We start from the raw sequence: 16,473 nt of genomic DNA on the forward strand, positions 1-16,473 counted from the left end.
CTTACCACGGGTCCACGGTGCGCACGGCCGGCCCGTCGCGCAGCTTGGCGCCTTCCAGCCCGCGCAACAGCCAGGCCCGCGTGTCCGCCGGGTCGATGACGGCGTCGATCTCCAGCGTGGTGGCCATGGGAATCGCCGCGCCCTGGGCGATCTGGCGCGCCAGCAGTTCATCGAACAGCGCCTGGCGCTGCGGCCCCTCGGGCACCGCCTCCAGTTCCTTGCGGTAGCCCAGGCGCACCGCCCCTTCCAGCCCCATCGCGCCGAACTCGGCGCCCGGCCAGGCCACGGTGAAGCCCGGCGCATGGAACCCGCCGGCCGTCATCCCCATAGCGCCCAGGCCAAAGCCCTTGCGCAACACCACGCTGAAGAACGGCACGCGCAAGGCCGCCGCCGCCACGAACAGGCGACTCGCGTGCCGCACCTGGGCGCGCGCCTCGACCTCGGGGCCGACCATGAAGCCCGGCGTGTCGACCAGGCTCAGCAGCGGCAGGCCATGGGCATCGCACCAGCGCATGAACCGCGCGGCCTTGTCGGCCGCGTCGGGATCGATGGCGCCGCCCAGGTGCCGCGGGTTGTTCACCAGCACGCCCACCGCGCGGCCGTCGAAGCGCGCCAACGCGGTGTGGATGCCCGGGCCGAAGCCTTCGCGCAGCCAGAGCGCGCTGCCGCCGTCGGCCAGGCCATGCAGGACCGCGCGGCTGTCGTAGCTGCGCGAGCGGCTGGCGGGCAAGGCCTCGCGCAGCCGCTCGGGCGGCGGCGAGGGCACCGGTGCCACACGGCCCTGGAAGAAGGCCAGGGCGCGGCGCGCCGCGGCCACGGCCTGCGCCTCGCCGTCCACCAGCAGGTCGATCACGCCATTCGCGTGCTGCACCTGGGCCGGGCCGATCGCCTCGGGCGGGAAGCGGCCCAGGCCACCGCCCTCGACCATGGCCGGGCCGCCCATGCCGATGTTGCTGCCGCGCGTGGCGATGACCAGGTCGCAGCAGCCCAAGAGGGCCGCGTTGCCCGCGAAGCAGCGGCCGGCCGCGATGCCGATGCTCGGTACCCGCCCCGACAGGCGCGCCATGGCCGCGAAGGTGCCCACGTGCAGGCCCGCCACGATGGGCATGTCGGTGTCGCCCGGCCGGCCCCCACCGCCCTCGGCGAACAGCACCACGGGCAGGCGCTGGTCGAGCGCGATGCCCAGCAGGCGGTCGGTCTTCTGGTGGTTGCGCATGCCCTGGGTGCCGGCCAGCACGGTGGCGTCGTAGGCCAGCACGGCCGTGCGCGAGCGCTCGGCGCCAAACAGCGCGCCATTGACCGCGCCGATGCCAGTGACCAGGCCATCGGCCGGCGTCTGCGCGATCAGCTCGGCCTCGCTGCGGCGCGCGGCCTGGGCGGCCACGGCGAGCGCGCCGTATTCGATGAAGCTGCCCGGGTCGCACAAGTCGGCGACGTTCTCGCGCGCGGTCCGCAGGCCCAGCGCATGGCGCCGCGCCACGGCCTCGGGGCGCGCGGCGTCTTCCACGAAGGCGAGCCGCGCGCGCAGCCGATGCAGCGCTTCGCTGTCGGCGGCGGGAGCGGCGGGCGATGGAGGCTCGGCGGCGGGGGTCGGTGCCGGCACCACCAGCGGCTCGATGCGCCAGAGCGGATCGCCCGCGTTCACGGTGTCGCCCGGGGCCACCAGGCGGTCGGCCAGGCGGCCGTCGCGCTCCGCCGGGAGCTCATGCTCCATCTTCATGGCCTCGACCACCAGCAGCGGCTGGCCCAGGCGAACCGGATCGCCCGGCTGCACCAGCCATTGGACGACCTGGGCCTGGAGCGGCGAGCGCAAGGTCTAGGGGAGGTGGGAACGTGCCTCGGGGCCGCTCAGTAGATGTCGGAGTCGCACCACTGCGACGAGGGGCCGAAGTCGTTCTGCTTGCTCGGCACGTTGAGGTTGAGCACGAACACCACCTCACCACCGAAACGACCCACGCCCAGGGTCTTCATGAGCTGCTGTTCCTGCTCGGGGCGTTCCATGCGCAGAAAGCAAATGGCCTGCTTGGTGCCTTCGTGCATGGCCGTGAGGATGTCCAGCCGCGAAATGCGGCCGAATTCGCTGCACAGCTGGTGCAGGGCCGATTTCAGGCTCGACACATCGTTGTGCTGCCGGAGTTCTGCGAGTGCGCTCACCTTGCGGGCTCCCCCATCCGTTCGGATGTCAGTGGTGGACATGGCTTGCATGGAGTGTGTCCTTGAATCGCGGTGCACCAATGACAATGGGTCGGATGCTAGGGCAGAGGCTACAAAAAGTCACAAGTCTGTTACAAAAATCCGTCGCTGCGCGGCGTGGCGTGCGGTAGTTCACGAATGGCGAATGCCGCCCGGCAACGCCGGCTGGTCGCGGGCCGCGCCAGGCTCGCTATCCTAAGGCCATCATGCCCACCGCCCGTCCCTCAAATGTGCCGACCGCCGATGCCACTCGGCTTCCCGAGCCGCGCGAGGCCTTCGACCGCGTCGCCCACCTGGCCGCGCGCGAAGGCCGTGTCTCGGCGGCCTTGTTGCTGGAACGCTTGGAAACAGGTGTTCGCGTGCTGGGCCGCTGGGGGCTGGATGCCCCCATGGAGGCGCTCGCCCTGGACATCGTCCACACGCTGGGCCCGCAGGAGGCCTGGGTGGGCGACACCAACCGCGAATCGCGCTGGGTCCCGCTGGAGCTGGGCCGCGGCCGCCGCGCCGTCCACCACCTGCACTGGCTGCCGCTGGCCCGCGCGCCGGGCGCTTTCCTGCTGCTGCTGGACCACCACCCGCGGGAAGAGCGCCGCAACGAAATCGGCATCGGCCTGGTGAGCGAAACGGCGGCCGACCTGGTGCTGACCCAGCGCCGCCAGCGCGAGCTGCTGGCCACGCAGGTGGCGATGCAGCGCCGCCACCAGGGCCAGATCGAGCTGGTGGAGCGCACCGCGGGCCTGGGCAGCTGGTCGGTGGAGACCTCGGGCGAGCGGGTGGACTGCTCGCCCGGCCTGCTGAGCCTGCTGGGCCTCGGCCCCGAGGCCCAGCCGCGCACCCTGGAGGACCTGCTGGAACACCATGCGCCCGAGTGGCGCCAGGGCCTGCGCCAGCGGCTGGAGCGCTGCGCCGCCAGCGCCGACCCCTTCGACGAAGAGGTGCAGGTGCTGATCGAGACGAGCGGACCCAAGTGGGTGCGAGTCGTGGGCGCCGCCGTGCTCGACGACAACGGGGACCCCATGCGCGTGCAGGTGACCGTGCACGACATCTCGGCCACCAAGCAGGCCCAGCAGGAAACCCTGCGCCTGGCCATGCGCCTGACGACCACGCTGGCCAGCATCACCGAGGCCTTCGTCACGCTGGACCGCCAGTGCTGCTTCACTTACCTCAACCAGGAAAGCGAACGCCTGCTGCAAAAAACCACGGCCGACCTGCTGGGCGTGGAGGTCTGGCACGGTTTCGCGCCCAGCGTCGCGCAGCGCCTGAAGGAACACCTGGGCCGCGCGCTGCAGACCAACCGGCGCGTGGAGCTGGAGGACTGGTTCGCCACCCTGGGCAAATGGCTGGAGGTGCGGGCCTATCCCTTCGCCGAAGGCCTGGCCGTGTACTTCCGCGACGTGACCGAACGCCGCCGCTCGCAGGAACAGCTGATGCTGCTGGAGACCAGCGTCGCGCGGCTCAACGACATCGTGCTGATCGCCGAGACCGGCGCGCAGGAGCTGCGCAACGAGCCCAAGATCGTCTTCGTCAACGACGCCTTCGAGCTGCACACGGGCTACTCGCGCGCCGAGGTGCTGGGCCAGTCGCCCGGCATGCTGCTCGACCTGGACCCGGCGGTGTCCAAGCTGCGCGAGATCTCGCGCGGCCTGCGCGACACGCAGAAGGCGCGCACCGAGCTGATGGTGCGGCGCAAGAACGGCGCGCTGTTCTGGGTCGAGCTGGAGGTGGTGTCGGTGCAGCCCAGCGCGGACGAGGTGACGCACTGGGTGGCGGTGGGGCGCGACATCACGCAGCGCAAGACGGCCGAGGACATGATCCGCCACCTGGCCTTCTACGACCCGCTGACCGACCTGCCCAACCGCCAGTTGCTGCTCGACCGGCTGCAGCAGGCCCTGGCCAGCAGCGCGCGCAGCGGCCAGCACGGCGCGCTGCTGTTCATCGACCTGGACAACTTCAAGATCCTCAACGACACCCTGGGCCACCAGATGGGGGACCAGTTGCTCAAGAAGGTCGCGCAGCGCCTGACCTCCAGCGTGCGCAAGACCGACCTGGTGGCGCGCCTGGGCGGCGACGAGTTCGTGGTGATGGCCGACGACCTCAGTCCCAGTCCGGTGGCGGCGGCGCACAAGGCGCGCGTGCTGGCCAACAAGGTGCTGCAGACCCTGCGCGAGCCCTTCGCGCTCACCGGACACCAGCACTTCGCCACGCCCAGCATCGGCGTCACCATCTTCCACGGCACGCAGGCCGACGTGGGCGATCTGCTCAAGCAGGCCGACCTGGCGATGTACCAGGCCAAGTCCATGGGCCGCAACACGCTGTCCTTCTTCGACCCCGCGATGCAGGCCGAAATGAGCGACAACGCGCGCACCGCGTCCGACCTGCGCGACGGCCTGCGCCGGCGCGAGTTCGTGGTGCATTACCAGCCGCAGGTGGACAAGGCCGGCATGATCATCGGCGTGGAGGCCCTGCTGCGCTGGAACCACCCGGAGCGCGGCCTGCTCTCGCCAGCGGCCTTCATTCCCGTGGCCGAGGACACCGGCCTGATCCTGCCACTGGGCCTGTGGGCGCTGGAGACGGCCTGCGGGCAACTGGCGGCCTGGTCCAAGCGGCCGGAGACGGCCAACCTCAGCATCGCCGTCAACGTGAGCGTGCGCCAGTTCCGCCACCCGGACTTCGTGGACTCGGTGATGGCCTGCATCCGCGCCAGCGGCATCCGGCCGCAGCGGCTGAAGCTGGAGCTCACCGAGAGCCTGCTGGCCGACCGCATGGAGATCACCATCGAAAAGATGGGCATGCTGAAGTCGCTCGGCGTGACGCTCTCGCTGGACGACTTCGGCATGGGCTACTCCTCGCTGTCGCTGCTCAAGCGGCTGCCGCTGGACCAGCTGAAGATCGACCGCGCCTTCGTGGCCGACGTGCTGACCGACCCGAACGACGCGGCGATCTCGCGCGCCATCATTGCGCTGGCGCAATCGCTGAGCCTGCAGGTGGTGGCCGAGGGCGTGGAGACGATCGAGCAGCGCGACTTCCTGGCCTACCAGGGCTGCGACCAGTTCCAGGGCCACCTGTTCGCCAAGCCGCTGCCCGTCGAGGCGCTGGACGTGCTGCTTTCCAACCCCGTGTCGGGCATGGTGGTGGTGGGCTGAGCGCGCCCGCCCGCCTCAGACGTTGAGCAGCAGGAAGCGCCGCTCCCAAGGGCTGACCACGTCGAAGTACTCGCGGTATTCCGTGTCCTTGATCGCCGCGTAGGTCTGGATGAAGTGCTCGCCGAACAGCTCCACCAGCGGCGCGCAGCGCATGAGGTTCTCGACCGCGTCGTCCAGGTGGCGCGGCAGCTGGTGCGGCTGCTCGTAGGCGCTGCCCGACAGGGGATCGGTGGGCTTGATGCCCTGCTTCATGCCCAGGTAGCCGCAGGCCAGGCTGGCCGCCAGCGCCAGGTAGGGGTTCACGTCCACCCCCGCCAGCCGGTTTTCCACCCGCCGCGCCTGCGGCACCGAATGCGGCACGCGCAGCCCGCAGGTGCGGTTGTCGTAGCCCCAGCTCAGGTTGATGGGCGCCGAGGTGTAGCGCGACAGGCGCCGGTACGAGTTCACATAGGGCGCGAAGAAGGCGATGGCCGCCGGCAGGTAGGTCTGCAGGCCGCCGATGAAATGGAAGAAGCGGTCGGAGGCTTCGCCGTCGGCGCGGCTGAAGATGTTCTGGTCGTCGGCCAGCCCCACCACGCTCTGGTGGATGTGCATGGCGCTGCCCGGCTGGCCCTGCATGGGCTTGGCCATGAAGGTGGCGTACATCTGGTGGCGGATCGCCACCTCGCGAATGGTGCGCTTGAACAGGAAGACCTGGTCGGCCAGCGGCAACGGGTCGCCGTGGTCCAGGTTGATCTCCATCTGCGCCGTGCCCATCTCGTGGATGAGGGTGTCGAGCTGGATGCCCTCGGCCTCGCACCAGTCGTACATGACGTCGAAGATGTCGTCGTACTCGTTGATGGCGTCCATCGAGAAGCTCTGCATGCCCGCTTCGCTGCGGCGCGTGCGCCCCACCGGGGCCTTGAGCGGAATGTCCTCGTCGGGCTCGACCTGCACCAGGTAGAACTCCATCTCGGGCGCCACGATGGGCTTCCAGCCCTCGTCCTCATACAGCTTGAGCACGCGGCGCAACACGTTGCGCGGCGACAGGTCCACCGCCTTGCCATCGAAGGAGAAGCAGTCGTGGATGATCTGCGCCGTCGGCTCCTTGGCCCAGGGCACCGGGCGCAGCGTGGCCGGGTCGGGGCGCAGCTGCATGTCGGGGTCGGCGACCGAGGTGTAGTCCTTCTCGGGGTAGTCGCCGGTCACGGTCATGGTGAGCACGGCCTCGGGCAGGCGCAGGCCCACGGCCGGGTCGTACTTGTGGCGCGGCACGATCTTGCCGCGCGCCTGTCCCGCCATGTCGGGGATCAGGCACTCGACTTCGGTGATGCGGTGCTCGTCGAGCCACTGCTGGATGCGTTGCGGGTCGCTGCTGGGGGTGTCGGCCATGGGGCGTCGCGGGTGAAGAAGAGGAATGGCCGCGACTGTACGCCGGGCCCCGCCCCGCGAGACAGGCCGCTTCTCACGCGCTGAACAGCGCCACGTTGCCGCCGGCGGCCGTGGTGTTGACGCTCAGGGTCTGCTCGGCGCAGAAGCGCGGCAGGTAGTGCGGCCCGCCGGCCTTGGGACCGGTGCCCGACAGGCCTTCGCCGCCGAAGGGCTGCACCCCCACCACCGCGCCGATGGTGTTGCGGTTGACGTAGACATTGCCCACGCGCGCCTGGGCGGCCAGCGCCAGCGCACGGCTGTCGATGCGCGTCTGCAGGCCCAGCGTGAGGCCGTAGCCCAGGGCGTTGACCTGGGCGATCACGGCTTTCGGGTCGCCGCGCCAGCGCAGCACCTGCAGCACCGGGCCGAAGATTTCCTGCGAGGCCTCGGCGACCTCGCGGATCTCGAACAGCTGCGGCGCCACGGTGTGCGTGGCCCCGTCCTCCCCCTCGGGCAGCAGCGCCACGGCCGTGGCGCGCAGGCGCGCCAGGTGCCGCGCCACGCCGGCGAAGGCGTCGTCGTCGATCAGCGGGCCGACGTCGGTGGCCAGATCGGAAGGGTCGCCCACCACCAACGCGTGGGCCGCGCCCCGCACCATCTCGATCACGCCGTCGGCAATGGATTCGTGCACGCACAGCAGACGCAGCGCCGAGCAGCGCTGCCCCGCGCTGCGAAAGGCGCTCTGCACCACGGCGTCGGCCACCTGCTCGGGCAGGGCGCTGCTGTCCACCAGCATGGCGTTCACGCCCCCGGTCTCGGCGATCAGGGGCACGATGGGGCCGTCCTGGGCCGCGAGCGCGCGCTGGATGGCCTTGGCCACCGGCGTGGAGCCGGTGAAGGCCACGCCGGCCACGGCGGGCTCGGCCACCAAGGCGGCGCCCACGGTGTCGCCCGGCCCGTGCAGCAGCTGCAGCGCCGCGGCCGGCACGCCCGCCGCGTGCAGCAGGCGCACGGCCTCATGGGCGATCGCGGGCGTCTGCTCGGCCGGCTTGGCCAGCACGGTGTTGCCCGTGACCAGCGCGGCCACCACCTGGCCGGTGAAGATGGCCAGCGGGAAGTTCCAGGGGCTGATGCAGACCCAGGCGCCACGCCCCTGCAGGCGCAGGGTGTTGCGCTCGCCGGTCGGGCCGGGCAGCGCCAGCGGCGCCAGCAGGCGCTCGGCCTCGGCCGCGTAGTAGCGCAGAAAGTCGATCGCCTCGCGCACCTCGGCGATGGCGTCGGGCCAGGTCTTGCGCGCCTCGGCCACCAGCAGGGCGCACAGCGGCGGCAGCCGCGCCTGCATCGCGTCGGCGGCGCGGCGCAGCACGGCGGCGCGCTCGGCCACCGGGCGCTGGTTCCAAGCCTCGAAGGCCTCGACGGCGCGCCGCACGGCCGGCGCGATCTCGTCGGGCCGTGCCTCGGGCACCAGGGGCACGGCCGCCTGGCGCCAGGCGGTGGCCAGCGCCTCGCGGTGCGCGCCCACCGCCGGGTCCAGGCCTTCGCTGTTGGGGCGCGCCGCGCCGTACAGGCGCGTGGGTGGGGCGAAGGCCGGCCCGCCCTCCTCGCCGGCGCAGCGCGCGAAGGGCGACTCGAGCAGCGTGTCCAGCCCCACCGATTCGTCGGCGAGCTGGTGCACGAAGGACGAGTTGGCGCCGTTCTCCAGCAAGCGGCGCACCAGGTAGGCCAACAGGTCGCGGTGCGCGCCCACAGGGGCGTAGACGCGACAGCCCACCGACCCCTCGCGCAGCACCTCTCGGTACACGCCTTCGCCCATGCCGTGCAGGCGCTGCAGCTCGAAACGCGCCGTGCCGCGCCGGCGCGCCATCTGCAGGACGGCGGCGATGGTGCCGGCGTTGTGCGTGGCGAACTGCGGAAAGACCGCATCGGCGGCGTCGAACAGGGCGCTCGCGCAGGCCAGGTAGCTCAGGTCGCTGCGGTGCTTGCGCGTGAACACCGGGTAGCCGGCCAGCCCCAGTTCCTGCGCGCGCTTGATCTCGCTGTCCCAGTAGGCGCCCTTCACCAGCCGGCACATCAGCCGCACGCCGTGGCGCCGCGCGATCGCGGCCACCTCGCCAATGAGTTCGACCGCGCGCGTCTGGTAGGCCTGCAGCGCCAGGCCCAGGCCCTCCCAGCGCGGGCATTCGCGCCCCACGCGAGCGACCAGGGCCTCGAAGACATCGAGCGACAGCTCCAGCCGCTCCACCTCTTCCGCGTCGATGGTGAGGTTGAGCGAGGCCTGCGCGGCGCGTTCGCACAGGGTCCACACGCGCGGCACCAGCTCGCGCATCACGCGCTCGTGCTGGGCCGGTTCGTAGCGCGGGTGCAGGGCGCTGAGCTTGATCGACAGGCCGTCGTTGAGCGAGGGGTGGCGCGCGGGGTCGGCGCGGCGCGCGATGGCCTCCAGCGCCTGGCGGTAGCTGTCCAGGTAATCCGCGGCGTCGGCCTCGGTGCGCGCGCCCTCGCCCAGCATGTCGAAGCTGTGGCGCAGCCTGGGCTGGGCACGCTGCCCGGCCTCGGCGCGGCGCAGCGCGTCCTCGATGCCCTCGCCCAGCACGAACTGGCGCCCCAGCAACTGCACCGCGCGCAGCGTGGCCGCCACCACCGAGCGCGCGCCCACGCGCGCCACCAGGCCGGGGGCCTCACCCTCGGCGGGCAAGCACCGCTTGCTCAGCGCGATGGCGGCCGAGGACAGCCGCGCCATCGCCGCGTCGGACGCCCCGTCGAAATCCGCCCGGCCCAGCTGGTCGGCGGTGAGCGCGATGGCGGTCTCGGTATCGGGCACGCGCAGCAGGGCTTCGGCCAGGCGCATCAGGGCCAGGCCTTCGTCGCTGCTGATGGGGTATTCGGTGAGCAGGCGCTCCAGGGCCCAGAAGGGAGGGGGGTTCTCGCGCACCGCGCGCACCCAGGGCGCGGCCTGGGCCTTCACCGCGGCCCAGTCGAGCGCGCCGTCCAGCGCGGCCAGGCGGTCGGCGAGCACGCCGGCTTCGGCGCGGTAGGGGTCGGGCAGGCGGTCGGTGTGCGGGAGCGGGGCCTGGGGGATGGGGTCGAGCATGGCGATGGTGGTCCGCGAGATAGTGAATTCCCGCATCCTGATCGCCTTTTGGATGAATTTTTGTCTATTATTTGGCCATTCAAAGAGAATAACTCGGCATGCACCCCCCTCCCGAGCTCGACCGCATCGACCTCAAGATCCTGCGCCTGCTGCAGGCCGATGGCCGCCTGCCCAACCTCAAGCTCGCCGAGGCCGTGGGCCTGTCGGCCACGGCCGTGCTGGCGCGCACCCAGCGCCTGCAGCGCGAAGGCGTCATCCAGGGCTATGAGGCGCGGCTGGACCCGCACAAGCTCGGGCGCGGCCTGCTGGTCTTCGTGGAGGTGCTGCTGGACCGCACCACGCCCAATGTCTTCGACCAGTTCCGCGCCGCCGTGCAGGTGCACGACGAGATTCTGGAATGCCACATGGTGGCCGGCGGCTTCGACTACCTGCTCAAGACGCGCATGGCCGACATGGCGGCCTACCGCGCCTTCGCCGGCCAGGTGCTGTGGCAGATGCCCGGCGTGCGCGAGACGCGCACCTACGCCGTGATGGAGGAAGTGAAAACCAGCACGCGCCTGCCGCTGTGACACCGCGGGGGATGCGACGGTGAATACCGCGTTGGCAGCGGCTCGACGGGCAGGGCATGACCTCGTCCGCCGCCAGCGGCCCGGGCCACGGGATCGCCGGCGCCCGCGGCGCGATCAGGCCGCGGGCGACGCCACCGGCTTCGGCGCCCGGGCGCCGAACACCGCGCGGCCCACGCGCACCATCGTGGCGCCCGCCGCCACCGCGGCCTCCAGGTCCTCGCTCATGCCCATCGACAGGGTGTCCAGCGCGTGGCCCCGCGCGCGCAGGTCGTCGTAGGCCGCGCGCGCCAGCGCGAACAGCGCGCGCTGCGACTCGAAGTCGGGCGCGGGTTCGGGAATGCACATCAGGCCACGCAGGCGCAGGCGTGGCAGCGCGGCCACCGCCTCGGCCAGCGCGGGCAGCTCGGCCGGCGGCACGCCGGCCTTGTTCGGCCCCCCGTCCACGTTGACCTGCAGGCACACGTTGAGCGGCGGCAACTCGGGCGGGCGCTGCTCGCTCAGGCGCTGCGCGATCTTCAGGCGATCGACCGATTGCACCCAATCGAATTGCGCGGCAACGAGCCGCGTCTTGTTGCTCTGCACCGGCCCAATGCAATGCCATTCGATGGCCGCGCGCGGCAGCGACTCGGCCACCAGCGCGATCTTCTCGACGCCTTCCTGCACATAGTTTTCGCCGAAAGCCGTCTGGCCGGCGGCATGGGCCTGACGGACGGCATCGGGTCCGAAGGACTTTGAAACCGCGAGCAGCGTAACCTCTGCGCTGCCTCGCGAAGCCCCATCGCAAGCGCGCCACAGGCGCTCCTTCACTTGCTGGAGATTGCCTGCGATCGTCGTCATAATCGTTTGCAACTGCCCCTCATCACACGGAAAAACCCGGGATGGACATCACCCAACTGCTGGCATTCAGCGTCAAGAACAAAGCTTCCGATCTTCATTTGTCCGCCGGGTTGCCGCCCATGATACGGGTGCATGGCGATGTGCGACGCATCAATGTCGACGCGCTGGACCACAAAGCCGTTCATTCGATGGTGTACGACATCATGAACGACAGCCAGCGCAAGCAGTACGAGGAGTTCATGGAATGCGACTTCTCGTTCGAGATCGAAGGCCTGGCGCGCTTTCGCGTCAACGCCTTCAACCAGAACCGCGGCGCCGGCGCCGTGTTCCGCACCATCCCGAGCAAGATCCTCACGCTGGAGCAGCTCAACGCGCCCAAGATCTTCGCCGACCTGGCGCTGCGCCCGCGCGGCCTGGTGCTGGTGACCGGGCCCACCGGCTCGGGCAAGTCGACCACCCTGGCCGGCATGATCAACCACCTCAATGAGACCGAGTACGGCCACATCCTCACGGTGGAAGACCCGGTGGAGTTCGTGCACGAATCCAAGAAGTGCCTGGTCAACCAGCGCGAGGTGGGTCCGCACACCCTGAGCTTCTCCAACGCCCTGCGCTCGGCCCTGCGCGAAGACCCGGACGCCATCCTCGTGGGCGAGATGCGCGACCTGGAGACCATCCGCCTGGCCATGACCGCGGCCGAAACCGGCCACCTGGTGTTCGGCACCCTGCACACCTCCAGCGCCGCCAAGACCATCGACCGCATCATCGACGTCTTCCCCGCCGAGGAAAAAGAGATGGTGCGCTCCATGCTGTCCGAGTCGCTGGTGGCCGTCATTTCGCAGACGCTGTGCAAGCTCAAGGACGGCAGCGGCCGCGTCGCCGCGCACGAGATCATGCTGGGCACCAGCGCCATCCGCAACCTCATCCGCGAGGCCAAGGTGGCACAGATGTATTCGGCCATCCAGACCGGCAACAGCGCGGGCATGCAGACGCTGGACCAGAACCTCACCGATCTGGTGCGCCGCAACATCATCAGCCCGGCCGAGGCGCGCAGCAAGGCCAAGATTCCCGAGAACTTCCCGGGCTGATCCCACACGGGGCAAGGGGCACCAGATGGAACGCGACCAGGCATCCAAATTCATCAACGACCTGCTGCGGCTCATGCTCAGCCGCGGCGGCAGCGACCTGTTCATCACGGCCGACTTCCCGCCCGCGATCAAGGTCGACGGCGCGGTCACCAAGGTCTCGCCTCAGCCGCTGACGGCGGGCCACACGCTGGCGCTGGCGCGCGCCATCATGAACGACAAGCAGGCCGCCGAGTTCGAGCGCACCAAGGAGTGCAACTTCGCGATCTCACCGCCCGCCATCGGGCGCTTTCGCTGCAATGCCTTCATCCAGCAGGGCAAGGTCGGCCTGGTGCTGCGGACCATTCCCGCCGTGCTGCCCACGATCGACAAGCTGGGCCTGCCGCAGGTGCTCAAAGACGTGGTCATGTCCAAGCGCGGCCTGTGCATCCTGGTGGGGGCCACCGGCTCGGGCAAGTCCACCTCGCTCGCGGCCATGGTCGACTGGCGCAACGAGCACTCCTACGGCCACATCGTCACGGTGGAAGACCCGATCGAGTTCGTGCACCCGCACAAGAACTGCGTCGTGACGCAGCGCGAGGTCGGCCTGGACACCGAGAGCTGGGCGGCGGCGCTCAAGAACACCCTGCGCCAGGCGCCCGACGTGATCCTCATGGGCGAGATCCGCGACCGCGAGACCATGGAGCACGCGATCCAGTTCGCCGAGACCGGCCACCTGTGCCTGGCCACGCTGCACGCCAACAGCGCCAACCAGGCGCTGGACCGCATCATCAACTTCTTCCCCGAAGAGCGCCGCGCCCAGCTGCTGATGGACCTGTCGCTCAACCTGCGCTCGCTGATCTCGCAGCGGCTGGTGCCGCGGCAGGACAACAAGGGCCGCTACGCCGCGGTCGAGATCCTGCTCAACTCGCCCCTCATCTCCGACCTGATCTTCAAGGGCGAAGTGGCCGAGATCAAGGAAGTGATGAAGAAGAGCACCCAGATGGGCATGCAGACCTTCGACCAGGCCCTGTTCGACGCCTTCGAGTCCAACCTCATCACCTACGAGGACGCGCTGCGCAACGCCGACTCGCTCAACGACCTGCGCCTGCAGATCAAGCTCAACAGCCAGCGCGCCAAGACCCTGGACTTGGCGGCCGGCACCGAGCACCTGACCATCGTCTGACCTGGGGTCTGGGTACCATTCCGGGTTGCACCACAGCCAACCCAGGAGACCCGCCTTGAACCCCAAGACCTACGAACCCACTCCCTCGCGCCGCGTCGCCTTCCTCGGACTGGGGGTCATGGGCAGCCCCATGGCAGGCCACCTGAAAGCGGCCGGCCACCAGGTCACCGTCTACAACCGCACCACCGCCAAGGCCGAGGCCTGGGCCCAGCAGCACGGCGGTGCCTTCAAGGCCACGCCGCGCGAAGCCGCGGGGGGCGCCGATATCGTCTTCTGCTGCGTCGGCAACGACGATGACCTTCGCTCGGTGACCCTGGGCGCCGACGGCGCCCTCGCCGGCATGAAGCCCGGCGCCATCCTCGTGGACCACACCACCGCCTCGGCCAACGTGGCGCGCGAGCTGTACGCCGCCGCCAAGGCACTGGGCATCGCCTTCGTGGACGCGCCCGTCTCGGGCGGCCAGGCGGGCGCCGAGAACGGCCTGCTCACCGTCATGTGCGGCGGCGACCAGGCGGCCTTCGATGCGGTCAAGCCGGTGGCCATGGCCTTTTCGCGCGCCTTCACGCTCATGGGCGCGCCGGGCGCGGGCCAGCTCACCAAGATGGTCAACCAGATCTGCATCGCCGGCCTGGTCCAGGGCCTGTCGGAGGCCATCGCCTTCGGCCAGAAGGCCGGGCTGGACATGAACCTCGTGCTCGAGGTCATCGGCAAGGGCGCGGCCCAGAGCTGGCAGATGGACAACCGCGGCAAGACCATGGTGGCCGGCGAGTTCAACTTCGGCTTCGCGGTGGACTGGATGCGCAAGGACCTGGGCCTGGTGCTCGACGAGGCCAAACGCAACGGCGCGCGCCTGCCCGTCACGGCGCTGGTGGACCAGTTCTACGCCGACGTGCAGGCCATGGGCGGCCAGCGCTACGACACGTCCAGCCTGATCAAGCGGCTGAAGTGAGCGGCGTCCGGCCTCAGTCGCCGGACTTGTCCCGTTTTCTGGTGTCGGCGGCGTAGTGGCCCGACTCCGGCGGCAGGCCCTCGGTCTCGACGCGGATGGTGCGCCGGTAGGCCTGCCACTCCTGCGGACTCAGGGCCGGCGCGCCGTCCTCCTGCGCGCCCAGGCCATCCACTTCCTGCGACGAATGCGCGCGCTCGTCGTAGGTCTCGCGCAAGAGCGGCTGCACCTGCAGCAGCGGCACCGTCTTGGGCAGCATGATGTCCACGTCGGTGGCCAGGAGCTGGATGTTCATGAACAGGGGACACGGCCGGTAGCGGTCGGTCTCGATGATCCCCTCGAACGCGGAATAGAGAAAACTGCCGCGCATGTTGCTCGGCGGCCGCACCAGCACACTCCAGCCGGGGGCGGTGCTGCAGAGCAGGCCGGTCCAGACCTGCACCAGGCCGGGCATGGGCAGGCGTGTCAGAAAGGGGGGGGCCAGGTCCAGCAGGTCCTCGGGCGCGTGTTCGTTCCAGTGGTCCGCGAACCCCGGCAACTCGGACCGCACCAGTGGCTGCCACTGGCCGCCACCTTCCCTGACGAAAACGTCGGCGCCGTTCCAGCGGAGGTGGACTTCCTCCGCCGGAAAGGCATACCAACCGAAAGAAGAGGCCACTCGCATGGCCTCGCAATGGCGATAAGCCATTGTGGGCATCAGGCCCAGCGCGGACTTGTCGGCCCGCATGGGCGAGATGGCAGCCGGATAGATGCGGTGGAACTTGATGGTGGGTTGCTGTTGCCTATCCGGCTGCTGGGGCATGGTGCAAAGCCTTCTTTAGAAGATCAGCCCGGCGTTGACGCCTTCTTACTGCGGTTATGCGCTACGACGGCCGGGGTAGTGATCATGCCGCCACCAATAACAGCTCGCCTGCTGGCGACTTGATTCTGAAGCGCAGGTGAATCTGCGCTCAGCATTTTCCTACGCATGTGCGTCATGACGGCCGGGGTGGTGATCATGCCGCCGCCTGTGACGACCTTCTTCGTCAATGAACGGTTTTGGCTTGTGCTTTGTGTGATGCTCATCAGATTCTCCTGAAAGTTTCAAAGAAAGGACTAGACTGGCTCGTTCGAGAGCCGGGTCGATCAGACCACCAGGGGGAGTACCGTGCAAACTGCGCTATCTGGCCGCCGCTTGAGCGCCTACGGAGCCACATTGGCCGTTGTGGCGTTCGCCTCCAGCGCACCCGCTGTCACGCGGCTCTCACTCACCCATGACCTGCGACCACTGGACCTCGTTCTGCTGCGCTGCGGCATCGGCGGGCTGGTGTTCCTGCCGTTCCTGCTGCTCCACTGGCGGCGGTTGCCCCGGAGATTGGCGGTGACTGGCTTGGCTCTCGCCTTTTTTCATGGCTGGGGAATGCACCTGACAGCAATCGCAGGCCTTCAGTTCTCTCCCGCCAGCCACGCGTCTGCACTGGGGCCTGGCCTTCTCCCTGTCTGGGTCATGCTGTGGCGCCGCATTGGATACGGTGCAGCACCTGGCCGGCTGCAAACAATTGGCCTGGCGCTGACGACCATTGGTTCGCTCGTGCTCCTCAGCTATTCCTCTTGGTCGTCCATCGACAGCAAGGTGTGGATTGGCGATCTGCTCTTTCTGCTGTCATCGGGGCTGGCGGCGGTCTATCTCGTCTATGTCCAGCAGCACGAAGTGGAACCTGCACAAGCGACCGCGCTGGTGGCGGTCTATTCGGGGGTTGCTGGTGGCTTGCTGTTGTTGGCGTGGCCTGCGCCGTCCACGCTTTGGACGGCGTCAAGCACCGAGGTTCTGGCGCAGGCCGCTTTCCAGGGACTTGGTATGGGGGCAGGCGTCGTCTTCTTGGCCAGCTACGCTACCCGCGAGCTCGGCAGTCAACGTTTTTCTGTCTTCATCGCCGCGATTCCTGTGCTGTCCTTGCTGTTTGCGCGAACGATCGCGGGCGACAGCACCCAAACCCATGAAGTCCTGGCGGCTACCCTGGTCAGCTCAGGCATTTTCATCGCCGGCGTATGGGCCGGCGGCAGCGCGGAGAAGCCCGCCTCCCTATCGAGAAATCACCACATTTCGCCGTGAGGTCA

At 69.4% G+C, this 16,473-nt stretch carries 12 protein-coding genes and 1 pseudogene; 6 read left to right on the forward strand and 7 right to left on the reverse strand.

The window, feature by feature from the left end:
• Nucleotide 1: 1 nt before the first annotated feature.
• A pseudogene (locus JNX00_RS19535) lies at nucleotides 2-1,813 on the reverse strand (carboxyl transferase domain-containing protein); the annotation flags it as partial.
• Nucleotides 1,814-1,848: 35 nt separating this feature from the next.
• Nucleotides 1,849-2,154 carry an RNA-binding protein gene (locus JNX00_RS19540; protein ID WP_239478184.1) on the reverse strand — a complete coding sequence of 102 codons (306 nt, stop codon included), beginning with the start codon at nucleotides 2,152-2,154 and terminating at the stop codon, nucleotides 1,849-1,851.
• Between the two features lie 245 nt (nucleotides 2,155-2,399).
• Between JNX00_RS19540 and JNX00_RS19545 the strand changes: the two genes are divergently transcribed.
• Nucleotides 2,400-5,336 carry an EAL domain-containing protein gene (locus tag JNX00_RS19545; RefSeq protein ID WP_204743341.1) on the forward strand — a complete coding sequence of 979 codons (2,937 nt, stop codon included), beginning with the start codon at nucleotides 2,400-2,402 and terminating at the stop codon, nucleotides 5,334-5,336.
• A gap of 15 nt (nucleotides 5,337-5,351) precedes the next feature.
• On the opposite strand, the gene JNX00_RS19550 is transcribed toward JNX00_RS19545, so the two are convergent.
• Together JNX00_RS19550 and JNX00_RS19555 are read right to left on the reverse strand one after the other, a co-directional pair.
• Complete coding sequence (locus JNX00_RS19550) at nucleotides 5,352-6,707, reverse strand: glutamine synthetase family protein (protein WP_070399421.1); 1,356 nt, start codon at nucleotides 6,705-6,707, stop codon at nucleotides 5,352-5,354.
• Nucleotides 6,708-6,780: 73 nt separating this feature from the next.
• A complete protein-coding gene (locus JNX00_RS19555) occupies nucleotides 6,781-9,777 on the reverse strand; it encodes an L-glutamate gamma-semialdehyde dehydrogenase (RefSeq protein ID WP_239478353.1) in 2,997 nt (998 codons plus the stop codon).
• Nucleotides 9,778-9,875: 98 nt separating this feature from the next.
• Here JNX00_RS19555 and JNX00_RS19560 point away from each other — a divergent pair, with 98 nt between their 5' ends.
• The gene (locus JNX00_RS19560; protein ID WP_070399420.1) at nucleotides 9,876-10,346 is read left to right on the forward strand and encodes an Lrp/AsnC ligand binding domain-containing protein; all 471 of its coding nucleotides are present in this window, start codon (nucleotides 9,876-9,878) and stop codon (nucleotides 10,344-10,346) included.
• Between the two features lie 114 nt (nucleotides 10,347-10,460).
• Here the strand turns inward: JNX00_RS19560 and JNX00_RS19565 are convergent, their stop codons facing one another.
• Nucleotides 10,461-11,183 (reverse strand): YggS family pyridoxal phosphate-dependent enzyme, encoded by a 723-nt coding sequence (locus JNX00_RS19565; RefSeq protein ID WP_204743345.1) that lies wholly within the window; start codon nucleotides 11,181-11,183, stop codon nucleotides 10,461-10,463.
• A gap of 41 nt (nucleotides 11,184-11,224) precedes the next feature.
• On the opposite strand from JNX00_RS19565, the gene JNX00_RS19570 reads away from it, so the two are divergent.
• Genes JNX00_RS19570 through JNX00_RS19580 form a run of 3 tightly spaced genes read left to right on the forward strand, consistent with a single transcriptional unit; the run spans nucleotide 11,225 to nucleotide 14,379 of the window.
• Nucleotides 11,225-12,268 (forward strand): type IV pilus twitching motility protein PilT, encoded by a 1,044-nt coding sequence (locus tag JNX00_RS19570; protein WP_070399418.1) that lies wholly within the window; start codon nucleotides 11,225-11,227, stop codon nucleotides 12,266-12,268.
• Nucleotides 12,269-12,293: 25 nt separating this feature from the next.
• The gene (locus JNX00_RS19575) at nucleotides 12,294-13,430 is read left to right on the forward strand and encodes a PilT/PilU family type 4a pilus ATPase (RefSeq protein ID WP_070399417.1); all 1,137 of its coding nucleotides are present in this window, start codon (nucleotides 12,294-12,296) and stop codon (nucleotides 13,428-13,430) included.
• 55 nt (nucleotides 13,431-13,485) lie between these two features.
• The gene (locus tag JNX00_RS19580) at nucleotides 13,486-14,379 is read left to right on the forward strand and encodes an NAD(P)-dependent oxidoreductase (protein WP_204743347.1); all 894 of its coding nucleotides are present in this window, start codon (nucleotides 13,486-13,488) and stop codon (nucleotides 14,377-14,379) included.
• 13 nt (nucleotides 14,380-14,392) lie between these two features.
• Here JNX00_RS19580 and JNX00_RS19585 read toward each other — a convergent pair whose 3' ends face one another.
• On the reverse strand, nucleotides 14,393-15,178 hold the full coding sequence (locus JNX00_RS19585) for a hypothetical protein (protein WP_070399415.1): 786 nt from the start codon (nucleotides 15,176-15,178) through the stop codon (nucleotides 14,393-14,395).
• A gap of 23 nt (nucleotides 15,179-15,201) precedes the next feature.
• On the reverse strand, nucleotides 15,202-15,441 hold the full coding sequence (locus JNX00_RS19590; RefSeq protein WP_204743349.1) for a hypothetical protein: 240 nt from the start codon (nucleotides 15,439-15,441) through the stop codon (nucleotides 15,202-15,204).
• Between the two features lie 109 nt (nucleotides 15,442-15,550).
• Between JNX00_RS19590 and JNX00_RS19595 the strand changes: the two genes are divergently transcribed.
• The gene (locus JNX00_RS19595) at nucleotides 15,551-16,468 is read left to right on the forward strand and encodes a DMT family transporter (protein ID WP_204743351.1); all 918 of its coding nucleotides are present in this window, start codon (nucleotides 15,551-15,553) and stop codon (nucleotides 16,466-16,468) included.
• The last annotated feature ends 5 nt before the right edge of the window (nucleotides 16,469-16,473 follow it).

Source organism: Hydrogenophaga sp. YM1 (assembly GCF_016903055.1).
Classification (GTDB): domain Bacteria; phylum Pseudomonadota; class Gammaproteobacteria; order Burkholderiales; family Burkholderiaceae_C; genus Hydrogenophaga; species Hydrogenophaga borbori.